The organism is Pseudomonas sp. NFPP12 (assembly GCF_900103205.1).
GTDB classification, from domain to species: Bacteria; Pseudomonadota; Gammaproteobacteria; order Pseudomonadales; family Pseudomonadaceae; genus Aquipseudomonas; species Aquipseudomonas protegens.
Genome location: NZ_FMWW01000001.1, coordinates 989,397 through 1,010,172, shown reverse-complemented (window position 1 = coordinate 1,010,172; position 20,776 = coordinate 989,397). Strand labels below are relative to the sequence as shown.

Annotated in this window: 18 protein-coding genes; 6 read left to right on the top strand and 12 right to left on the bottom strand. The window is 64.2% G+C overall.

Annotation, left to right across the window (positions count from 1 at the left end; all coding sequences use genetic code 11):
• Positions 1-6 precede the first annotated feature (6 nt).
• On the top strand, positions 7-1,803 hold the full coding sequence (locus BLS75_RS04330; RefSeq protein ID WP_072450369.1) for a filamentous hemagglutinin N-terminal domain-containing protein: 1,797 nt from the start codon (positions 7-9) through the stop codon (positions 1,801-1,803).
• A 54-nt stretch (positions 1,804-1,857) separates the two neighbouring features.
• Here BLS75_RS04330 and BLS75_RS04325 read toward each other — a convergent pair whose 3' ends face one another.
• The gene (locus BLS75_RS04325; RefSeq protein WP_065364034.1) at positions 1,858-2,655 is read right to left on the bottom strand and encodes a LuxR C-terminal-related transcriptional regulator; all 798 of its coding nucleotides are present in this window, start codon (positions 2,653-2,655) and stop codon (positions 1,858-1,860) included.
• Positions 2,656-2,771: 116 nt separating this feature from the next.
• Here BLS75_RS04325 and BLS75_RS04320 point away from each other — a divergent pair, with 116 nt between their 5' ends.
• Together BLS75_RS04320 and BLS75_RS04315 are read left to right on the top strand one after the other, a co-directional pair.
• Positions 2,772-3,587, top strand: coding sequence for a carbon-nitrogen hydrolase family protein (locus tag BLS75_RS04320; RefSeq protein WP_065364035.1), 816 nt, complete (start codon positions 2,772-2,774; stop codon positions 3,585-3,587).
• A 99-nt stretch (positions 3,588-3,686) separates the two neighbouring features.
• A complete protein-coding gene (locus BLS75_RS04315) occupies positions 3,687-4,781 on the top strand; it encodes a polyamine ABC transporter substrate-binding protein (protein WP_065364036.1) in 1,095 nt (364 codons plus the stop codon).
• Here BLS75_RS04315 and BLS75_RS04310 read toward each other — a convergent pair.
• The 5 genes from BLS75_RS04310 to BLS75_RS04290 form a co-directional block, all read right to left on the bottom strand.
• Positions 4,778-6,229 carry an efflux transporter outer membrane subunit gene (locus BLS75_RS04310; protein WP_072450368.1) on the bottom strand — a complete coding sequence of 484 codons (1,452 nt, stop codon included), beginning with the start codon at positions 6,227-6,229 and terminating at the stop codon, positions 4,778-4,780. The two genes, BLS75_RS04315 and BLS75_RS04310, sit on opposite strands and share 4 nt — an antisense overlap.
• A 10-nt stretch (positions 6,230-6,239) precedes the next feature.
• Positions 6,240-9,341: a MexW/MexI family multidrug efflux RND transporter permease subunit gene (locus BLS75_RS04305; protein ID WP_072450366.1), complete on the bottom strand. Its 3,102-nt coding sequence runs from the start codon at positions 9,339-9,341 to the stop codon at positions 6,240-6,242.
• A gap of 18 nt (positions 9,342-9,359) precedes the next feature.
• Positions 9,360-10,481, bottom strand: a complete 1,122-nt coding sequence (locus tag BLS75_RS04300; protein ID WP_072450365.1) for an efflux RND transporter periplasmic adaptor subunit — start codon at positions 10,479-10,481, stop codon at positions 9,360-9,362.
• A gap of 61 nt (positions 10,482-10,542) precedes the next feature.
• Entirely contained in the window at positions 10,543-11,769 is a 1,227-nt protein-coding gene (locus tag BLS75_RS04295; RefSeq protein ID WP_072450364.1) for an MFS transporter, read from the bottom strand.
• 319 nt (positions 11,770-12,088) lie between these two features.
• The gene (locus BLS75_RS04290; RefSeq protein ID WP_026020258.1) at positions 12,089-12,784 is read right to left on the bottom strand and encodes a peptidoglycan DD-metalloendopeptidase family protein; all 696 of its coding nucleotides are present in this window, start codon (positions 12,782-12,784) and stop codon (positions 12,089-12,091) included.
• Positions 12,785-13,030: 246 nt separating this feature from the next.
• On the opposite strand from BLS75_RS04290, the gene BLS75_RS04285 reads away from it, so the two are divergent.
• Positions 13,031-13,249, top strand: a complete 219-nt coding sequence (locus tag BLS75_RS04285; protein ID WP_072450362.1) for a PLDc N-terminal domain-containing protein — start codon at positions 13,031-13,033, stop codon at positions 13,247-13,249.
• A 37-nt stretch (positions 13,250-13,286) separates the two neighbouring features.
• Positions 13,287-13,823, top strand: a complete 537-nt coding sequence (locus tag BLS75_RS04280; protein WP_011061248.1) for a hypothetical protein — start codon at positions 13,287-13,289, stop codon at positions 13,821-13,823.
• 115 nt (positions 13,824-13,938) lie between these two features.
• Here BLS75_RS04280 and BLS75_RS04275 read toward each other — a convergent pair whose 3' ends face one another.
• The 4 genes from BLS75_RS04275 to BLS75_RS04260 all read right to left on the bottom strand — a co-directional run bounded on the left by BLS75_RS04275 (position 13,939) and on the right by BLS75_RS04260 (position 17,515).
• On the bottom strand, positions 13,939-15,939 hold the full coding sequence (locus tag BLS75_RS04275) for a peptidase U32 family protein (RefSeq protein WP_011061249.1): 2,001 nt from the start codon (positions 15,937-15,939) through the stop codon (positions 13,939-13,941).
• Between the two features lie 123 nt (positions 15,940-16,062).
• Complete coding sequence (locus BLS75_RS04270) at positions 16,063-16,443, bottom strand: RidA family protein (RefSeq protein ID WP_015635583.1); 381 nt, start codon at positions 16,441-16,443, stop codon at positions 16,063-16,065.
• An 82-nt stretch (positions 16,444-16,525) separates the two neighbouring features.
• Positions 16,526-17,164, bottom strand: a complete 639-nt coding sequence (locus BLS75_RS04265) for a GIY-YIG nuclease family protein (protein WP_072450361.1) — start codon at positions 17,162-17,164, stop codon at positions 16,526-16,528.
• A gap of 105 nt (positions 17,165-17,269) precedes the next feature.
• Positions 17,270-17,515: a hypothetical protein gene (locus BLS75_RS04260; protein ID WP_015635585.1), complete on the bottom strand. Its 246-nt coding sequence runs from the start codon at positions 17,513-17,515 to the stop codon at positions 17,270-17,272.
• A 218-nt stretch (positions 17,516-17,733) separates the two neighbouring features.
• Between BLS75_RS04260 and BLS75_RS04255 the strand changes: the two genes are divergently transcribed.
• Complete coding sequence (locus BLS75_RS04255) at positions 17,734-18,075, top strand: lipoprotein (protein ID WP_015635586.1); 342 nt, start codon at positions 17,734-17,736, stop codon at positions 18,073-18,075.
• A gap of 9 nt (positions 18,076-18,084) precedes the next feature.
• Here BLS75_RS04255 and BLS75_RS04250 read toward each other — a convergent pair whose 3' ends face one another.
• Together BLS75_RS04250 and BLS75_RS04245 are read right to left on the bottom strand one after the other, a co-directional pair.
• Positions 18,085-18,384: a DUF7693 family protein gene (locus BLS75_RS04250; RefSeq protein WP_072450359.1), complete on the bottom strand. Its 300-nt coding sequence runs from the start codon at positions 18,382-18,384 to the stop codon at positions 18,085-18,087.
• Positions 18,385-18,554: 170 nt separating this feature from the next.
• The gene (locus tag BLS75_RS04245) at positions 18,555-20,699 is read right to left on the bottom strand and encodes a TonB-dependent receptor (protein WP_083533679.1); all 2,145 of its coding nucleotides are present in this window, start codon (positions 20,697-20,699) and stop codon (positions 18,555-18,557) included.
• Positions 20,700-20,776: the final 77 nt, after the last annotated feature.

Here is a 20,776-nt window from a genome sequence, read left to right as displayed (position 1 = left end):
ATCAATATGAAAACCAAGAATAAATCTACCCCGCACCTGCCACAGCCCGCTTTCGGGGCACAGCGCCTGGCGCTGGCCATCCTGCTGGCACTGCCGCTCCTGGAGCAGAGCGCCCTGGCCCAGCCCGGGCTGGTGGTGGACCCGTCCGCGGCGCTGCGACCGGTGCTCTCGAGCAGCAACGGCACGCCGCTGGTGAACATCGTCGCTGCCAATGGTGCGGGCCTGTCCCACAACAAGTTCACCGAGTTCAACGTCGGCCAGGCCGGGCTGATCCTCAACAACAGCACCACGGGTGTGCAGACCAGCCTGGGCGGCGCCATAGCCGGCAACAGCCTGCTCAATGGCCAGTCGGCAAGCGTCATTCTCAACGAGGTAACCGGGAAAATGGCCTCCCAGCTCAACGGCGTGATTGAAGTCGCCGGTGCCAATGCGCGGGTGATCGTGGCCAACCCCAACGGCATTTCCACCCAGGGCGCGGGGTTCATCAATGCCAATCGAGTGACCCTGGTGGCCGGCAACGCTGTGCTGGACGGGCAGGGTGGAGTTGCGCGCCTGCATACCGAGAATGGCCAGATCCGTATCGAAGGCGCGGGCCTGGATGGTTCCGGGGCCAATGAAGTGGACCTGGTAGCCCGTACCATTCAGTTGAATGCGGCGCTGCAGGCGCAGAAGCTCAACCTGTCCGCACTCAAGGGCGATGTGAGTGCCAGCAACACCTTGTCCCTGGCCAGCTCCGGCAGCGCTGGACAGTCCGCGGTGGGGGTGATCATCAACGGCAAGGAGCAGGGCTTTACCGGCAACCAGATCATCATCAATGGCCAGGTGCAATCGGGTTCCGACTTTGCCGACAAACCCTTCAACAGCAGCCAGTTCGGCAAGGGCAACACCCCGGTGGTTTCCGGCCCGCCAGTGCCGGCGGCTGGCGTTTCAGTGCCGGAGGTGGTGGCTGAGACGGTTGTTCCCGAGGTCGCCATCGATGTGGCTCGCCTGGGCAGCATGCACGCGGACTCGATCCGCATGCTGGGCCGATCCGCCGGTGTCGGGGTCAATGTGGCGGGGCAGGTCAAGGCCCTGACCGGCAACCTCACTGTCACCGCTGATGGCAAGGTGCAGGTGGCCGCTGGTGGGGTCCTGGAAGCCGGGCAGGCACTGTCGATCACCGGCGGCCTGGACAACCAGGGCCGGGTTTCGGGTGCCCGGGTCTCGGTCAACGGCGACACGCTTCAGGGTCGACAGGGGTCGCTCGTGGCGCACGGCAGCCTGTCGCTGCAAGGCGCCCTGGAAAACCATGGCACCCTGCGCAGCGGGCAGGCGATGACTCTCAACGCCAGCAAGGTATTCAACGACAATCTGATCCACAGCGGCGCTTCGCTGACTGCCTACGGCGCCCTGGAGAATCACGGCACCCTGCGCAGCGAGCAGTCCATGACCCTCAACAACAGCACGCTGTTCAACGATAAGGTGATTCACAGTGGCGCCTCCCTGACGCTCCTGGGCAGCCGCCTGGACAACACTGCCAGCGGTACCATCACCAGTCGCGGCAGGCTCACCAACTGGGTCGGCAGCCAGCGCAATCAAGGGGTACTGGGGGGCGGTTATGCCGAGCCTCCACGCCAGTCCGGCGCAGCGGCGACTCCTGTCTCCAGCGTGGCGCTCAAGCCGGCTCCTGCCGTGCTTTCGGCCTATGGCCATGGCTCCTACGGCTACGCACAGGTCCAGTGGACAGCTCCGAGCTACGTCTGGACCGGGCTCTCGGAAATGGCCTACCAGGCGCCGGGGCGAGGTAACTACCTGCGCTTCTAATGCCTGAAACTGCGGGGGGCGGGGCGCTGGCCGCTGCGCCCCCACGGCCAGGCATCAGGCGTCCTGGGCCTGGAGGAACAGGGCAAACAGCTCGGACTGGGACTTGATCCCCAGCTTGCTGTACATGTGCTTGCGGTGAACCTTGACCGTCTCGGCGGAAATCCCCAGCTTGCGCGCAATCTCCTTGTTCGAGCAGCCACTGAGCAACCACTGGCCCACATCCAACTCCCGCGCCGAAAGGGGCGAACTCAACTGGGCAGTGGCCTGTTCCAGGCGGCTCTGCCAGTTGGGCGCGCTGGGCGTCGTGGCTTGGGGCTCGGACTCGAAATGCAGGCGCTGGCGCATCAGCGCCGCGATCCAGGGTTGCACCAGGCTCAGCAGGGCAGTCTGCTCAGGGCTGAAACGCGACTGGCTGCCCAGCGACAGGCTGAGGGTACGCTCGCCGTCCAGCAGGATGTTGATGTGCACCTCGTCGGTCAGCACGTTCAGGCAGAAATAGCGCTGGTAGTAATCGGTCTGCTCGAAGCATTCCGGGGCCACGTCCTGCAGGCGAAACAGGCCACTGCGCGGATGTTCCCTGGCGTGGATGTAGAACGGATCCAGCAGGTACAGCCCCTTGAGATAGTCCTGGAACAGGGAGTCGGCTTCGCCGTCCGTTGCCGGGGATTCGGCCAGTAACCGGGGCCGGCCGCCGCTGAAGACCAGCACCACCCAATTGTCCACCGGCACATAGTGCTGCAGCAGGCGCACCAGGGCGCTCCAGAAATTGTCCCGGTCCAGGGTCTCGATAACGCGGCCCACGGCGTCGTGCCAGGCCACGTCCTGCAAGGTCAGGCGCGTTTCACTACCCATTGAGGGGTACCCCATCGAAGTGATTTTTTGCCGCGTCGCGGCGCTCCATACTCGGCCCGTCCCCGGCACCTGCGGTCGCAAGCCCCGGGCGTCGCCAACGAGTGCAAGGATTAGAAATGAACATTGAACTGGTACAACTGGCCGGCCGTGACGGCGACACCGCTTATAACCTGGACCGGGTGCTCGAAGCCATTGCAACCTGCGCTGGCGACACCGATCTGCTGGTGTTCCCCGAAACTTGCCTGACCGGCTTCCTCAGCGCCGTGCAGTTGGCCGAGTGCGCTGAAACCCTGGACGGGCCGAGTGTCCAGGCGGTGCTGCAGCAGGTCCGTGAGCGTCAGGTCGCGGTGGTCATCGGCCTGGCCGAGCGGGCCGGGGAGCATTACTACAACAGCTCACTGCTGCTGACCCCCGAGGGCATCGCCTTGCATTACCGCAAGACCCACCTATGGCCCTCGGAGCGCGGTGCGTTCTGCCCCGGCGACCGGTTCACCACGGTGCTGTGGAAGGGGCTGCGGGTCGGCATCCTGATCTGCTACGACATCGAGTTGCCGGAAACGGCCCGGGCCCTGGCACAACTGGGGGCCGAACTGATCATCGTCACCAACGGCAACATGGACCCCTACGGCCCGGTGCACCGCACCGCGATCATGGCTCGAGCCCAGGAAAATCAGCTGTTCGCGGTCATGGTCAACCGGGTGGGCGAGGGCGATGACGGCCTGGTCTTCGCCGGGGGCAGCGCTGCCATCGACCCGTTCGGGCAGGTGCTGTGGGAAGCCGGGCGCGAGGCGTGCCAGCAGCGCGTGAGCCTCGACCTGCACCAGCTCAAGGCCTCGCGCCGCGACTACCACTACCTCAGCGACCGCCGTCTGCCCCTACCCGGTGAACAGGTGGAGCACCCGGACGGGCGCCGCGAGCTGCTGATTCCCTGATTCCTGCCCATTGCTCTGATTCCTGCCACAACAATCCCAAAAACAGCAGGCGCGGCCACCTTCCCCATGGAGCAGGGGCCGACGCTATGGAGCTTGACGATGAAAACCCTTCACTGCGTTCCCCTGGCCCTGGCCTTGAATTTCTGCCTGGCCTTTACCGCCAGCGCCGAACCCAAGGTGCACATCTACAACTGGTACGACTTCATTGCCCCCGAGACCACCAAGGACTTCCAGGCACAGACCTCCGTCGCCGTGACCTATGACGTGTTCGACAACGGTGACGTGATGCAGAGCAAGCTCATGGCCGGCCGCAGCGGCTACGACGTGGTAGTGGCCACCGGCGACCTGCTGCCGAACCTGATCAAGGCAGGGGTGCTCAAGGAACTGGACCGCAGCCAGTTGCCCAACTGGTCCAACCTGGACCCGCAGATCCTGGCCAAGGTGCAGGGCAACGACCCGGGCAATCGCTATGCCGTACCCTACCTGTGGGGCACCACGGGCATTGGCTACGACGCAGACAAGGTCCGGGCGATCCTCGGGCCGGACGCCCCGGTGGATTCCTGGGACCTGATCTTCAAGGAGCAGAACCTCGCCCGGCTCAGCCAGTGCGGTGTGGCCATGCTCGATGCCCCAGGCGAGATCGTCCCCATTGCCCTGCATTACCTGGGGTTGCCCTACAACAGCCAGAACCCCGAGGACTACCGCAAGGCCGAGGCCCTGCTGCTGAAGCTGCGCCCCTATGTGCGCTACTTCGATTCCTCGAAGTTCATCACCGACCTGGCCAATGGCAATATCTGCGTGGTAGTGGGCTGGGCCGGCGGTGTGCTTGACGCCAAGAGCGCATCGGAGGCCGCCGGCAACGGCCGCCAGATCGAGTACCGGATTCCCCGCGAGGGTGCCCCGATCTGGGTGGAGAGCCTGGTGTTGCTCAACGACGCACCCAACCCGCAGCAGGGCTTGCAGTTCATCGACTACATGCTGCGCCCCCAGGTGATCGCCGCGACCACCCGCTACCTGAAGTACCCCAATGGCAACCTGGCGGCCAAGGCGCTGGTGGAGCAGCAGATCCGTGACAACCCCAGCGTCTACCCGAGCGCTGCGGTGCTCGACACTCTGTTCCCCCTGGAACCGCTGCCGTTGAAACTGGAGCGGGTGCGTACCCGGGTCTGGAGCAAGGTCAAGAGCGGTAGCTAGTCCCGAGTGGCAACAGCGGCGGCGCTGGTTGCCTCTGGCGCTCGCCAGCCGCCCCCCAGCGCCTTGTACAGCGCCACCACATTCACATAGGACGCGGTATCCGCCTGGGCCAGGGCATCCTCGGCCTGCAGCCGGCTGGCCTGGGCCTGCAGCGCCAGCAGATAGGGCGCCGCACCTGCTGTGTAGCGCACCTGGGCCAGGGTGGCGGCGCGGCTACTTTGCCGGGCGGCTTCCAGCAGATCCCCCAGGCGTTGCTGGGACTGGCTGTAGGTGGTCAGGGCGCTCTCGGCTTCCGCCACCGCCAGCAGCACCACCTGCTCGTAACGAGCCTGGGCACCTTGGCTGCGCGCCTCGGCCTGGCGTTGCCGGGCCTTGACACTAGCCAGGTGCAGGGCCGGCCAGCTGATGCCGGGGGTGAAGCTGAAGGCCCGGCTGCTGCCGGCGCCCAGGTCCGCGCCGCGGATGGCCACGAAGCCGAGGAAGCCCCCCAGGTCCACCCGGGGATACAACTCGGCGGTCACCGCACCGATGTCGGCGCTGGAGGCGGCAAAGTCGCGCTCGGCACTGGCGATGTCCGGGCGCTGACGCAGCAGATCGGCGAGGTTGCCGATCGGCAGGCGGGTCGCAAGCGGTACCAGGGCAGCCTGACGATCCAGGGCTTTCAGCTCGCCGGGCTGGGCGGCCACCAGCACCGCCAGGCGATAGCGGGCCAGTTGGCTGCGGGTGTACAGGGGCGCCAGGGAGGCCTGCTGGCGTGCCCGCTCGGCCCGTGCACTGGCCAACTCGTCTTCGGCGCCACGCCCGGCTGCGACCATGGCGGCCACCACCTGCACCATGTGCGTCTGGTTATCCAGGGCTGCCCGGGCCACCTCCAGCTGGCGTTGCGCACCGCGCATCTCGAAGTAATTGCGCGCTACTTCGGCCGCTACCACTATCCGCGCCTGGGCCAGATCGGCCACGGCGGCTTGATCACGGGCGGCCGCAGCTTGGGACAGGCGCTGCAAGCGGCCGAACAGGTCTATCTCCCATTGGGCGTCAAACCCCGCCCGGTAGCTCTTGGCCAGGTTGCGTTCGCCGGCGGGCCCTGGATTGTCCTGGGCCAGGCTGCGGGAATAACCACCGCCGGCGGTCACGGTCGGCAAGCGGTCGAGCTGGCGCTGGTCCAGCTCGGCGCGCGCTTCCAGCAACCGGGCCTGGGCCTGGTGAATGTCCCGATTGCGACTCAGGGCCTGGTCCATCAACTGGTCCAGTTGCGGGTCCTGGAATTGCCGCCACCAGTCGCGCTGCAATTGCTCGCTGGAGTACAGCGCCGGGTCCGGTTGCTGGGACAGGTGCAGCGGCGTCGCAACCTGTGGCTGATAATCGGGGCCCAGGGTGCAGCCACCCAGCCCCAGTGACAGCAGCAGCCAGTACAGGGGCTGCCGCGGGTTGATTGCAAAGTGACGCATGAGTTGCTCCTTAGACCCGAGGGGCCATGGCGGGGGCTGCGGCATCCAGGGATGCCAGTTCGCGCGCCCGGGGAGTGTTAGCCGCGCTGCGATGGTCCACGGCAATGATCGAGTACATGGTGGGCAGCACCAGCAGGGTGAACAGCGTGCCCACCAGCATGCCCACCACAATCACCAGCCCCAGGTCATGGCGGCTGTGGGCACCAGCACCGCTGGCGAACAGCAGGGGGACCAGCCCGGCGACCATGGCCGCGGTGGTCATCAGGATCGGCCGCAGGCGCATCTTCGCCGACTTCACTATCGCCTCATGGCGGTCCAGGCCTTCCTTGACCTGCAGCTCATTGGCGAACTCCACCATGAGGATCCCATGCTTGCTGATCAGGCCCACCAAGGTGACCAGCCCGATCTGGGTGTAGATGTTGATGGTGGACAGCCCCAGCGCCAGGGGAATCAGGGCGCCGAAGATCGACAGCGGAACACTGATCAGGATGATCAGCGGGTCCCGCAGGCTTTCGTATTGGGCTGCCAATACCAGGTAGATGACGATGATCGCGAACACGAAGGCCATGATCAGCGCCCCCCCTTCCTGCTGATACTGGCGAGCGTCCGAGAGCCAGTCATAGGTGAAGCCCGGCGGCAGGTTGCGTGCCTGCTGTTCGAGGAAGCCCACGGCATCGCCCATGGCCACTCCCGGTGCGGGAATCGCCTGGAAGACCGCCGAGTTGAGCTGGTCGAACTGAGTCAACTGGTTGGGTTCCACCCCGGTGGACAGGGTTACCAGATTGCCCAGCGGAACCTGGCCGCCGCTGGCGCTGGTGACGTAGAAACGCGCCAGGGCCTCGGGAGACAGGCGCTCATTGCGCAGGCTCTGGGGGATTACATCGTAGGAGCGGCCCTGCATGCCGAAGCGGTTGACGTAGTTTTCGCCCACCAGCACCGCCAGGGTGTCGCCGATGTCCTTCATGGTGACCCCGAGGCTGTTGGCCTTGGCCCGGTCGATGCGGATCCTGATCACCGAGTTGTTGTAGTCCAGGTCGCTGTCCACCACCATGAACAGGCCGCTTTTGCGCGCGGCGTCCTTCAGCTCCTGCATGGCCTCGTAGACCAGCCGGTAGTCGCCGGCACTCTTGATTACCATCTGCACCGGCAGGCCGCCGGTGGAGCCGGGCAGCGAGGGCAACTGGAAGGCGAAGACATTGCTGCCCTCGATGTCATTGGCGCGATTCTGCATGTCCACCTGGATCTGGTCGGCGTTGCGCTGGCGTTGCTCCCAGTCGACGAAGTTGACCCCGCCAATACTGTTGGAGACACCGTTGATGCCGTTGATCAGCCACAGGTTGCTCTGCTCGGGCAGGGTCACCATCACCTGGTTCCACTTCTCGCCGAATTTCTCTACATAGTCGATGTTGGCGTTCTGCGGCGACTTGATGGCCGTCAGCACCGTGGACTGGTCTTCCACCGGTGCCAGTTCGCGCCGGGCCTGGTTGTACAGCAACGGCACGCTGACCAGGACCAGCAGGGCAATGACGCAGATCACCCGGCGATGTTCCAGGGACATGCTCAGCACCCGGCCATAGGCCGCCCCCAGGCGTGCGAAGGCGCGTTCGGCCTGGCGCGCCATCCAGCCTTCGTTCATCTGGCTATCGAGCAGGAACGAGCTCATGACCGGGGACAGCGTCAAGGCGATGATCCCGGAGACCACCACGGAACCGGCGAGGGTGAAGGCGAACTCCTTGAACAGCGACCCGGTAAGGCCGCCCATCAGGCCGATGGGCGCATAGACCGCGGCCAGGGTCAGGGTCATGGCGATCACCGGCGCGGCGACCTCCCGGGCGCCGATCAGGGCGGCGAGGGCCGGGGACTTGCCTTCTTCGATATGCCGGTGGACGTTCTCCACCACGATGATCGCGTCATCGACCACCAGGCCGATGGCCAGAACCATGGCCAGCAGGGTCAGCAAGTTGATACTGAAGCCAAATAGCGCCATGAAGGCCGCGGCGCCGAGCATCGACAGCGGGATGGTGATGACCGGGATGAGCACCGCCCGCACCGAACCCAGGCTGAGGAAGATGACCAGCACCACGATCACTATCGCTTCGATCAGGGTACCGGAGACTTCATCGATGGAGGCGCTGATGAAGCGGGCCAGCTCGAAGGGCACCGCTACCTTCACGTCCGGTGGCAGATTGGCGCGGATCCCCGGCAGCAGCTCGTCGAGCTTGTCGACTATCACCAAAGGGTTGGCATTGGGGGCGGCATTCAAACCGAAGTACACCGCATTGACCCCATCCATGAGGGCACTGGTATCCGTCGCGGCCGCGCCCAGTTCCACCGTGGCAACGTCTTCCAGGCGCACCAGGCCGGCAGGGGTGCTCTTGACCACCAACTGGCGAAACTCGGCGACGTTCACCAGGTCGGTATCGACCTGGATGTCGGACACCACATACAGCCCCTTGGCCTGGCCCGGCGCGGCCTGCACGTTGTTGTCGCGCAGGGCCCGGGCCACCTCGCCGGCGGACACACCGTGGGCGGCCAGGCGGCTGGCGTCGAGCCAGATGCGCATGGCCATTTTCTGCCCGCCGTTTAAGTCAATGCTGCCCACACCCTCGATGGACGACAGCTGTGGCTGCACCACCCGGGTCACGTAGTCGGACAGCGCCGCGGTGGACAGGGTCGGGCTGGAAAAGCCGACATAGGCCACGGCCGTGGCTTCCCCGGAGGACTTCACGATCACCGGGTCGTAGGCCTCGGCGGGCAGCCGGTACTTGACCTCGTTGACCTTGGCCATCACCTGGGTCATGGCCTTGTTCGAGTCGGCATTGAGCTTCATGCGCACTGCGATCACGCTGCGGCCTTGGGTCGAGGTGGAGGTCATGTAGTCGACGTCCTCCACCGTGGCCACCGACTGGGCAATGGCCTGGGTGACAAAGCCCTGCATCAATTGCGGCGAGGCGCCGGGATACTGGGTGGTGATGGTCAGGGTCGAGCTTTCGGTCAGCGGGTACTGGCGGATCGGCAGCTTGTCGATGGCCAGCCACCCCATCAGCAGAATCAGGGTGCTGACCACCAGCGCCAGTACCGGGCGCCGGACGAATAAATCAGTGAAGGTCATGATGGGATCCTTGGTGTTTCACTGGGCCCGGGCGGCGGTAGCCGGGGCATCGAGGGCCAGGCTGTCCTGGTTGGCTATCTGCACGGGGGCGCCGTTCTGCAGGCGCAACTGGCCCGAGGTCACTACCCGGTCTCCCGGCTGGACGCCTTCTTGCAGGACGACGCGGCCATCCAGGCGCTCGCCGGTCTTGACGTACGCCTGGCGCACACTGAGGGCGCTGTCATCAGTGCCTTGCACCACGTAGACAAAGTCGCCGTAGGCGCTGTAGCTGACGGCTGTTTCCGGGACACTCATGCGCGGCGGGCCCGGCGGCAGTGCCACCTGGCCATGGACATACATGCCCGGGGTCAGCAGGTGGTCGGGGTTGGCCACTACGGCCTGCACCAGTACGGTCCGGGTGCCAGGATCGATGCGCGGCTCCAGGGTGCCGACCCGGCCCTTGAACGAGCGCTGGGGATAGGCGTCCACCGCCACGGCCATGTCCTGCCCTGTGGCCAGTGCGGCCAGGGAGCGCTCGGGCAGGGTGATGTTGGCGTACAGGGTGCGTGCGTCGGTGAGGGACACCACAGGTTCACCGGCTTGCAGGTATTGGCCGAGGTTGACCTTGCGCACGCCGAGTACGCCGTCGAACGGCGCCTTTATGCGCTTTTGCTCGATCAGGGCCTTGACCCGGCGGATGTCCCCCAGCACCTGCTGATAGGCCCAGTGAGCCTGGTCCAACTGCTCCTGGGTGGCGGCCTGTTGCGGCAGCAGCGTGCGGGTACGCTGCAATTGTGCCTGGGCATTGCTGGCCTGGGCCTGGAGCCGCGCCAGTTCGCCCAGTTGCGGCTCGGCGTTCAATTGCACCAGCACCTGGCCGGCGCGCACCCGGTCTCCGGGGGCGAAGGCGATGGCGCTGATCAGGCCGCTGGTCTCGGCGCTGACCATGACTTGCCGGGTGGCTTCCAGCTCGCCGATACCGCTCAGTACGTTGGGCACATTGCCGAGCATTACCTGGGCAACAGCCACTTTGGTGGCCGGGCGCGAGCTATTGCCGGCGTCCGAACCTGAGGGAGCGGGGGCATACAGCACCTTGCAGGCGACCGCGAGCATTGCCAGCGCTACGGCAGCGCCAGCGGAGAATTTGAGTTTTCTATTCATGATCCTGACTACTGGTAAGTGAATGACAGGGGGCGACGGACGATGGGCTCGTGCGTCGGTGTTAAAGCCTTGCTGGGGAAAACCTGATTCGGTACGCCATCAGCAACAGACCGGTCCCCAGAAGCAGAAACAGCATCAGGGCACCGTGCACGGCCGGGGCCATGCCCGTTGCGTCCACCAGCAGCCCCAGGGGCACGGGGACGGCGTTGAACAGGTAGACCGTCATGTAGAAGTAGGCGATGAGCCTGCCGTGGCCCTTGCCCTTGGCCAGCTGATTGATCAGCCGCGCGCTGCCGACGAATATCGCGCCATAGGCATAGCCGCCGATGATCAGGGCCGGCACCGCCAGCAGCAGCGACGCCTGGAAAAAGGCCAGTAGCAACACCGCGAAGGCCAGGCATTGGCTCAGCAGGCCGCTCAGAAGGGCACGCCGGGCGTCCAGGCGCTGGCAGAACAACTGGCTGGCCCCGGCGATCAGCAGGTAAGCCGAAATGCTGTAGCCGAATACCCCGCGATCACCCAGGCCCAGTAGCTGCTCGGCGGCCCCGGGGCCGATGACGAACACGCAGGCGGCAAACGACCAACTGAAGAACACCGACCAGGCGCAAAGATGGAAGGGCATGCCAATGCCCTTGAGGCTTTGCAGCAATCCCGGGGCCTTGGCCTGCATAGCATCCGGTGTGGCGTTGGCGACCTGTACCGATGTGGGCCAGCCGCCCAGTACGCCGCAGGTGGCGACGAGGGTCAGGCCCATGATCAGCCAGAAGGGCAGTGCCATGGGGTAGAGGTCCAGTTGCAGGGCGGCACCGCTGAGCAACGGGCCCAGGGCCAGGCCCATGACCATCGCCAGGGTGGCCAGCAGCGCCGCCAGCTTGCCGTGGTCGGCGGGGCCGAAGCGCACCAGGGCGACGTTGACCCCGGCGGTCATGGCTCCCGAGCCGATACCGGCAATCAGGCGCCCGGCACCCAGTTGCCAGGGCGCCTCGCCCCGGGAAAACAACCAGGCACCGCAGAACACCAGGGCTGCCGCGGGCACCAGCAACTTGCGCAGATCTTGCAGGCGGCCGGCAAGCCCGCCCAGGGTCAGCAGCGACAGCAGTACGCCGACGCCATAGACGCCGAAGATCAGCGTCAACTGCACCGAGCTCAATTGCAGTTGCTGCTTGTAGAAGGGGTAGAGCGGCGTTGGCACGCTGCTGTTGATCAGGGACACCATCAATGACAGCGCCAGAAACAGCAGGAGCAGCCGCGATGGAGCTTTATTGCAGGCGTGCGGATTCGCGGACATGACTTATCCAGGCCAATGACTGTGGGGGCATGGCAGTTGAGGTTGTTGGAAGGGGCGAAGAGAGCACCGGCGCCCTACAGCGCAGTGACAGGCACGTTGTCGCGCAGGCAGTCACTCAAGGGGGTTGCAGGGGCTCTCGGGCTTTGTGAATCGAGTGGCGCCGGCAGTACCGGCGTCGCTCAAATCCTGAAGCAAATGATAGCGATTGAGCCGATCACTACCATGCTTGAAACCCCAGAGTTCATCTTGCTGCGTCCAATGGGGGGGCGGCGCAGGGGCCAGGCAGGAGGGCAGACGTGCAGCGCGGTGAGCCGCTCGCTCAGCCCGGCGGCAGCAAGCGCAGCGGATCCACCGGCACGCCGTTGGCGCGGATCTCGAAGTAAAGCTGGGCGCGGTCGGTGTCCTGGGAACCGGCTTCGGCGATCTTCTGGCCCTTGATCACCATCTGCCCTTCCTTGACCAGCAGCCGGCTGTTGTAGGCGTAGGTACTGGTGTAGGAGGGGCCGTGCTGGAGAATCATCAGGTTGCCGTAACCGCGCATGTAGCCGGCGAACGCCACCTTGCCGCCCAGGGTGGCGTGGATCGGCTGGCCCTGGGTAGTGGCGATGCGGATGCCCTGGTTGAGCTTGCCGGTGGGGGAGAAGCGCCCGATCAGCACTCCGCGCAACGGCCAGCTCCAGCCCTTGAGGGTGACCTTGGGCATGGGTGCAGGAGCCGGGGGCGCTGTTCGGCCTTTGCTGGCGGTGGTTCGCGACTTGCTGCTGACCACCCGGGTGGTCCTGGCCGCGCCGCCTACCCGCAGCACCTGGCCGACCTCCACGGTATAAGGCGCCTTGAGGCCGTTGAGCCGCGCCACCTCCTTCCAGTTGGTGCCGTTGCGGCTGGCAATGGAATACAGCGTGTCGCCGCGCTTGACCCGGTACTCGCCGGCCTTGAGGGGGCCGGAGTTGGAAGGGCTGGAGCTGCAGGCTGACAGGGTCAGGAGCAATGCGATGAAAAGCAATCTTGCGAACACACGACATCCACTATGTCTTGACGGGGCCAGGGGGCCCGAAACTTCGGCGTTAGCCAGGCCGATAAAGCCGGCAACTATACCTGTTTGCCGATGAAGAGGCGCGTTATAGACCGCTGCCACAGCGGTTAAATTCAATCCGGATGTCACAGGATGCTGATCTTTCCTGCGCCATGAACGCCCACGGCAATCTTTGTGAACCCTCGTCGCCTGCACCGCACTAAGGCAGTACAGACCGGGAGGAATCTTATGCAAGTGCAATACCTGTTGATCGTACTGGCCGTGATCGTGCTGCTGGCCGAGATCTGGGCCATCAGAAGCCTGCTGCGCAGCGGTGCGCGGGCGGAAAACAAGGGGCTGTGGATCGTGGTGATCATCTTCGTGCCGCTGCTGGGGCTGTTGCTCTGGCTGATGGTCGGCCCCAAGGCCCTGAACCGGGACGCGCCGGTCGAGCGCGGCAGAAGCTGAAAACGGGGGGCAAACCCGCTGAAGGGTTGATCACGACATGCCAAGAATTCTTACATCCCATGTGGACGAAGCCGAGCTCACCGAGCACAACGCCAAGATGTTCGGCTCGCCCAAGGAACGGCTGGACTTCTATCGCCGGGAGATCCAATACGAAACCAGCATCCTGGCCAACCGCACCGATGCCTACCTGACGGCCCAGGCATTCCTGGTAATCGCCTTCGCTTCGTGCATGGCCAATCTCAATCCGGAGTGGGGCAAGCTGTTTACCCTGTCCGTGCCGCCTTTCCTGGCGTTGCTGGGGATCCTCAGCTCTCTCAATGCCTGGCCTGGCATCAGGGCCGCCTATGAGATCATCGATCACTGGCATTTCAAGCAGAGCCACCTGCTGCACAGCGAACCGGTAATGGGCCTGGCCTATGACGAATCGCCGCTGTTCTGCGAAAGCGAGTCGAGCCACAAGGGCTATCGCAAGTCGTTGCTGTTTTCCATGCGTTCGCCCTGGTTGTTCGCGGCGTTCTGGCTGCTGCTGGGGATTTGGGCGGTGTATATCCAGGTGACCAATCCGGGCTCCTGAGGGCGCAGGCCCGCTGCCTGCGCTGCGGGACACAACGCTACCGGCCTATGGGCGCCAGCTGGCCGGTGTGCCGCGCACGCGAACGCGGCACCTGGGTGCCACGCTCGCCGGTCACTCAGTGCGGAGCGCGGGGAATGGTCTTGAGCAGGTCTTCGGGGCTGATATGGCCGACCACGGCCTCGGCGGCGCTGCCCGGTAGCGGCAGGTCGAGGATATGACCCTTGATCTTGCCCACCACATGCATTTCGCACGGCTTGCAGTCAAATTTCAGGGTCAGCACTTCATCGCCGTGTACCAGTTGCATCGGTGCCACCTTGGTGCGCACGCCAGTCACGCCCTTGGCCTGTTTGGGGCACAGGTTGAAGGAGAAGCGCAGGCAGTGCTTGGTGATCATCACCGGCACGTCGCCGTGCTCTTCATGGGCCTCGAAGGCCGCGTCGATCAGTTGCACCCCGTGACGGTGGTAGAAATCCCGGGCCTTCTGGTTGTAGACGTTGGCCAGGAATGACAGATGCGATTCCGGGTAGACCGGCGGCGGGCTGCTTTCGGCCTTGCGCGAGCCCCGTGGGTGGGCAGCGATGCGTGCGGCGTCCAGGGCTTCGATGACTTCCCGGCGCAGGGCCTTGAGCTGGGAGTTGGGGATGAAGTAAGCCTGGGGCGCGTCCAGCTTGATGCTGGTGGCGTGGTAATGGGTGGTGCCCAGCTGGCCCAGCAGATCCTGCAGTTGCCCCAGGGCCTGTTCCGGCTTGTTGGCCACACCGAACGGGCCATCCAGGGCGACGCTGGCGCTGATGCCTTCCTCGCTGGTGGCGGTCAGTTCCAGCCGTGCTTCGCTCAGGCGTGCCAGCCAGGACAGGCCGATGCGCCGCTCGGCGGAAGTGCGGGTCAAGGCTTGCTGCCAGTTGTGGTCGAGGTTGCGGCTCAGCGGGTGGTTGGGCCGCAGACGGCTCAGGGCTTCGGGCATCTCGTTGGGTTCGACCCGATAGCGGTAGCGTTTCTCGCCATCTTCTTCGAACTCGCCACGGGCCTCGGCGATGTTGGCGCGGAAACCCACCACCTCACGCTTGACCAGCAGGTTCAGGCCATCGCCATTGGACAACGGCTCGAAGGTCACCACCTGCAGGTCGCGCTTGCCGACCTTTTCCACGGTGCCTACCGGCAGCCCGGTGAAAGTCGGCGAGTCGAAGGCGCCGATGTCGATCTTGCGCTCGCTGACAAAGTAGTCGGTGCTGCCGCGGTGGAACGTCTTGTCCGGGTCGGGCACGAAGAAATGCGCGGTACGGCCGCTGGAGGCGCGGGCCAGGTCGGGGCGATCTTCCAGAACCGCGTCCAGGCGCTGGCGGTAGTAGGCCGTGATGTTCTTCACATAGGCCATGTCCTTGTAGCGCCCCTCGATCTTGAACGAGCGCACGCCGGCTTCCACCAGGGCGCGGATGTTGGCGCTCTGGTTGTTGTCCTTCATCGACAGCAGGTGCTTTTCATAGGCGATCACGCCGCCGTGCTCGTCCTTGAGGGTGTAGGGCAGGCGGCAGGCCTGGGAGCAGTCGCCACGGTTGGCGCTGCGGCCGGTCTGGGCGTGGGAAATGTTGCATTGGCCGGAGAAGGCCACGCACAACGCGCCGTGAATGAAGAACTCGATGGCGGCATCGGTTTCGGCGGCGATGGCACTGATTTCCTTGAGGTTCAGCTCGCGGGCCAGGACCAGCTGGGAGAAACCGGCCTGGTCGAGGAACTTCGCCCGCTCCAGGGTGCGGATGTCGGTCTGGGTGCTGGCGTGCAGTTCGATGGGCGGGATATCCAGCTCCATCACCCCCAGGTCCTGGACGATCAGCGCATCGACCCCCGCGTCATACAGCTGATGGATCAGCTTGCGCGCCGGTTCCAACTCGTTGTCGTGGAGGATGGTGTTGAGGGTGGTGAACACCCGGGCGTGATAGCGGCGGGCGAACTCCACCAACTGGGCGATCTCGCCCACCTCGTTGCTGGCGTTGTGGCGGGCGCCGAAGCTCGGGCCGCCGATGTACACCGCATCGGCGCCATGCAGGATGGCTTCGCGGGCGATGCTCACATCGCGGGCAGGGCTGAGCAGTTCCAGGTGATGTTTGGGCAAGGACATGTTTTTTTAGTCAGGCTTATCAGGGTCAAGGCGCGCATTGTAGCGGCGAAACGCTTGCCCGGCACCCGTGTGCTGCCAGGTGGCGGCCACGCCTTGCGCGTGGCCGCCGATTGAAGCGCTGCCTCAGGCCTTTGCGGCCATTGCCGTGACTTCCACGCGCATGCCTTCCACCGCCAGGGCGGCCACGCCAACCGCGGCACGTACCGGCCAGGGCTTGGCGAAGAAACGCTGGTAGACCGCATTGAATGCCGCACGGTCGGCCATGTCGGTGAGGTAGATGGTCAGGTGCATGACCCGGTCCATGGAACTGCCGGCGCGCTCCAGGGCCACTTTCAGCGCCTGCAGCGTGCATTCGCTCTGCAGGGTGATGTCCCCCAGTTCCAGGCTGCCGTCGGCGCGGGTAGGGATCTGGGTGGAGACCAGGATGCCGTTGAAACCGACCACGTCGGAGGAAATGGAATCGGCGTCCGGGTCGGGGGTGAAGCTCAGGTCTTGGTTGGCCATGGGGATCTCTTGATTTGTGTAAGGGCGCAGCGGTCGCACTCGCTACGGTTGGTCGGAAAGATCAGTCAGGCGACAGTTCAATTTAAGACTTATGCCTTTGCGCTATGTCCATGCAGGCTTCATGAGTGAACAGGTCTGTGCAATGAATCATTGAGTACTCATCGAGTTGATGCACAAAGAGGCGAGCATTGTCCATTGGACTTCTCGAGGCCGAGAACATTTCGCTTGTCGAGCCGTCGATGAAGCTCAGGTCTTTTCGCTCAATGATTTCGTCCTTCAAACCTGAATAGCGATAACGCACCGACTCCAGATAAACAACACCGTCGCTATGAGTAAGTTTAATCGAGTGGAAGTCCGGCTTCAGGTAGTCCGGGTACTTCTTCTTCAAGTCAGGGAGTATTTCCACACCACAATTTGTCCCGATCCGAGGCACGAGATATCCGACGGATTCCTCCATTAATCCACGTATCGCTTGCCTGACTGGAATTTCAAAAAACTCGCGATTCGGTTGATAGCGAAAAGAGTCAAAACGCGCGTGCATCCGTTTTTCAACAGTTTTGCAGTCAGTCACAAGCTCGTCGTAAACGGTAATGAAATCAGTCGGCAACCCCGTACTTCGTAGATCTTTGGCCCGGTCATCAGACGTTCTCTCGGTTAATCCGATTTTGACTAATCCAGGCATGGCCGGGTTGATCATGATGTAAACAAATCCACTACTCATAAAGACGAGGCTCCAAATTGAAGTAGAAATGGCAGGGGACCGATAACGCCTGGAGCGACTCGGTAATGGCTGTATTCACCGATGTCATCCTTGAGTGTCTTTACGTCACTGCGAGTGGTTGAGCCATGTCTCCAGCACCCGCCGGTCCAGCTCTTCCCAGTCGGCCATGCCCAGGACCCGGGTGGTGTTCAGGCCACGCAGGTAGCCACGCAATTGATAGGCGGCGATCCGCAGGCTTTGCGGGTCGGCGCTGCTGTCACCCAGCACCTGTTCGTACTCCACCAGGTAGTCCGCCACCCGCTCACGGAATTCCGGGAGAACGGCGTCGCGAATCAAGTCAAAGGTGCGCATGGGGAAATCCTTTTTTTAGTTGTAGTCGGGCTGCCGGGCAGTCTGCCCGGGGGGCAACTATCGGTTCAAGTAATAGTGACAATCAAGCAACGCAAGTTCTGCTTTGGGCGCCAACCATGGACAATCGCCCCCGACCCAAAACCATGACCGCAACGGCAGCGCCCGTGACGCTGAACCGTTGCGCACCGAACCAGGCTGTACATTTTCAGGACTTACCGATGCGCCCTCTATTTGCTCCCGCCATGACCCTGGCCACCTTGCTGCTGGCCGGTTGCGCCACCGCGCCCAACGACCCGACCCTGGTCATGCAGACCCGGAAAACCCCGGCCGAATATGCCGAGTGCGTGGTGCCCAAGCTGCAAGGCAACGCCCAGAGCCCGACGGTTTCCCAGACCCAGCGCGGTTTTCGCATTGTCGTTGCCAGCAAGGTGGCTGCAGACAACGTACTGGAAGCCTACAAGGCGCCCAATGGCGGCAAGGTGTTCCTCTACGAGCGGCACTTGCTGGCCTCCAGCTTCGCCCCGTCGAGCTTCGAACGCGCGGCCCAGGAATGCCTGTAGCCAGCCGTGTTAAACCGCCTCTTTCAGTAACTTCTCGATCTGCGCCAGCTCCCAGGTACTGAGCAGGCTCACCGGGTCGGTGCCGAAGCGTTGCCGCGTATCGAGCTGCCAGACATCGCCTTCGGCGCTGCGGCAGCTCTGGCAGTGATGCAGATGCCGGCCATCGAAATCCAGCAGCAACTGCCAACCCTCGATATCCACCTGCACCTGGCCAGCGCCCGAATGGCTGGCGCCGGGCTGTAGAGGGTAAACGCCAAGGGCGGCATCGCGCAGGCGCTGGCAGACATCTCGGGCATTCAGGCAGGGCATGGGGCTCTCGCGGGCAGTGCAGGGACAAAGGCGCTCAGCATATCCATCGACTGCGTGGGTGCAAGTGCCGATTGGTCGCTGTCCGACGCTGGCCCGGGCCAGTGGCTGGCGAACTCACTGCACGCCTGAAATGGCGCCGCAAAGCCCAGGGCCTTGCGGCAACCCCTCGATCAGAAGCTGTAGTCGGCGGTGACGAACAACGAGCGCGGTTCACCCATCAGCCATTGCTGGCCGCTGTTCTGTTGCGCCGCGGCATAACGCCGGTCCAGCAGGTTGTTCACCTGCAGGCCCAGGCGCACGTCGGGCAGGGCCTGCCAGCCGAGGTTGGCATCCAGCACCGTGTAGCCGGGTACATCGACGCTATTGGCGGTGTTGGCATAACGCGCATCGACGTAGCGCAAGCCCATGCCGGCTTCCAGGCTCGGAGCCAGGGCCTTGTTCAGCCACAGGTTGGCGGTGCGTCGCGGCACGTTGGTGGGGCGATTGCCGGCCCGGGACACCGCTTTGCCAGAGACCACCTCATCGAAGTCATCGTACTCGGCGCGCACCACCGAGGCGTTGGCCGAGACTTGCCAGCCGTGATCCAGGGCCAGCTCCAGCGAGGTTTCCAGGCCGTCGGCGGATTGCTGGCCGACCTGCTGCGCCAGGCGGGTCACCGGATCGGTGGTCAAGAGCTTTTTCTTGACGATGTGGTAGGCCGCCAGGGTCCATTCGCCACGGCCGTTCCAGAACTGCTGCTTGAGCCCGAACTCGGTCTGCTTGGCTTCGGTCAGGTCCATCTGCAACTGGCTCGGGTTGAGGCTGATCAGGTTGCTGACCCCGTCTTCACTGGTGGAGTACTGGCCGTACAGCGACAGTTGATCGGTGACCGCGAACACCAGGCCGGCGCGCCAGTTGCCGCCGGTGAGGCTGCGATCGGTGCGGGTGCCGGTGCGCAGATCACTGCGATCGATATGGTTCTGGTCGCGGCGGATGCCGGTCACCAGCGACCAGCGCTCCGTCAGTTGCTGGCGGTTTTCCGCAAACAGGGCGAAAGTGCGGGTGCTGCTGTCGGTCTGGGGCGAGAAGGGCGAGCGGCTCTGGAAGTAGCCCGGTGCCGGGTTCCACGGGTCGATATAGTCGCTACCGATATCCTTGTAGGGCGAGTTGTTGGCCACGCCGAAGCGAATCCTGTTGTACTCCAGGCCGATCACGGTCCTGCTGTCCAGGCCGAACAGCGAGTGGTTGAAGGTGAAGCTCTGGCGATCGCCGATCTGCTCCTGATCGTGCTTGATCTCCAGGTAGTCGCCGCGCAGCAACTGCTCCCGGGAGCTGACCCAGTTGTAGGCTTCGGCGTTGCGCCAGTGGCGGCGGCTCTTGATGTAGTAGAGCTGGTTGCTGGCGCTGAGGTTGTCGCTCAGGGTCCAGTCGGTGTTGAGCCGGGTCCATTCGTCGTTGTAGCGCTGCACGGCGTTGCGCAGGTTGTAGTTCTTGTCCCGCAGGCTGTCGCGGTATTGGCCGGCAATCAGCGGCGTGCCGAAATAGCTGGCGGGTTCGCTTTCACCGCGTTCATGGGCCAGGGTGAAACCGAGGTCGTCGGTGGCTTGCCAGCGTAGCGCCGCGCTGAGTGCCAGGCTGCGTGACTGGCCCTGGTCGACCCAGCCATTGCTCTGCTGCTGGTTCAGGGTCAGGCGGTAGCTCAGGGTGTCGGTCAGCGAGCCGCCGCTGTCCAGGCCCAGTTGCTGGCGATCATGGGAGCCATAGCCCAGGCGCAGGCGGTTGTGGATCTCACCGTCGAAGGGCTTCTTGGCAATCACGTTGATCACCGCGCCGGTGGCGCCTTCCCCGTACAGCACCGAGGCCGGGCCGCGGATCACGTCGATGCGCTCGACCATCCACGGGTCCACCGGGAAGGTCTGGCTGCCGGCGCCGGTGTACAGGCGCGCGCCGTCGAACAGGGTCATCACCGAGGAGTGCCCGGTAAAGCCGCGGGCCGACAGTGCGGTATTGCCGTTGCCCGGGGTGGCGATGCTGGTGATGCCGGGGGAGCGGGTGACGGCATCCTGCACCGTGAGGTTGTTGCGGTTGCTGATGGCGTCGTTGCCCAGGCTGCTGGTGCTGGCCGGAGTCTCCAGGGCCGTGAGGTTCAGCCGCGAGCCGGCGGGCAGGGGCGTGTCCAGAGAGGTTTGCGGGGCGCTGGAGACTCCGCGCACTTGGGTCTCGGGCAAGACCAGGGAGGTTTTCTGTTCAGCCAGGGCCGGGTAGGCCATGCAAGGCAGGAGGGTGAAACACAGCGAGGGGCTCGCCAGGTGTTGCAGCAAGGAGGTGCGGGACATGCGATTCCTACTACTTGTAAGGAATGAATGAATCCCGGAGGGAACAACGCATAGGGAATCGCGGGCAGCCGCGCCCA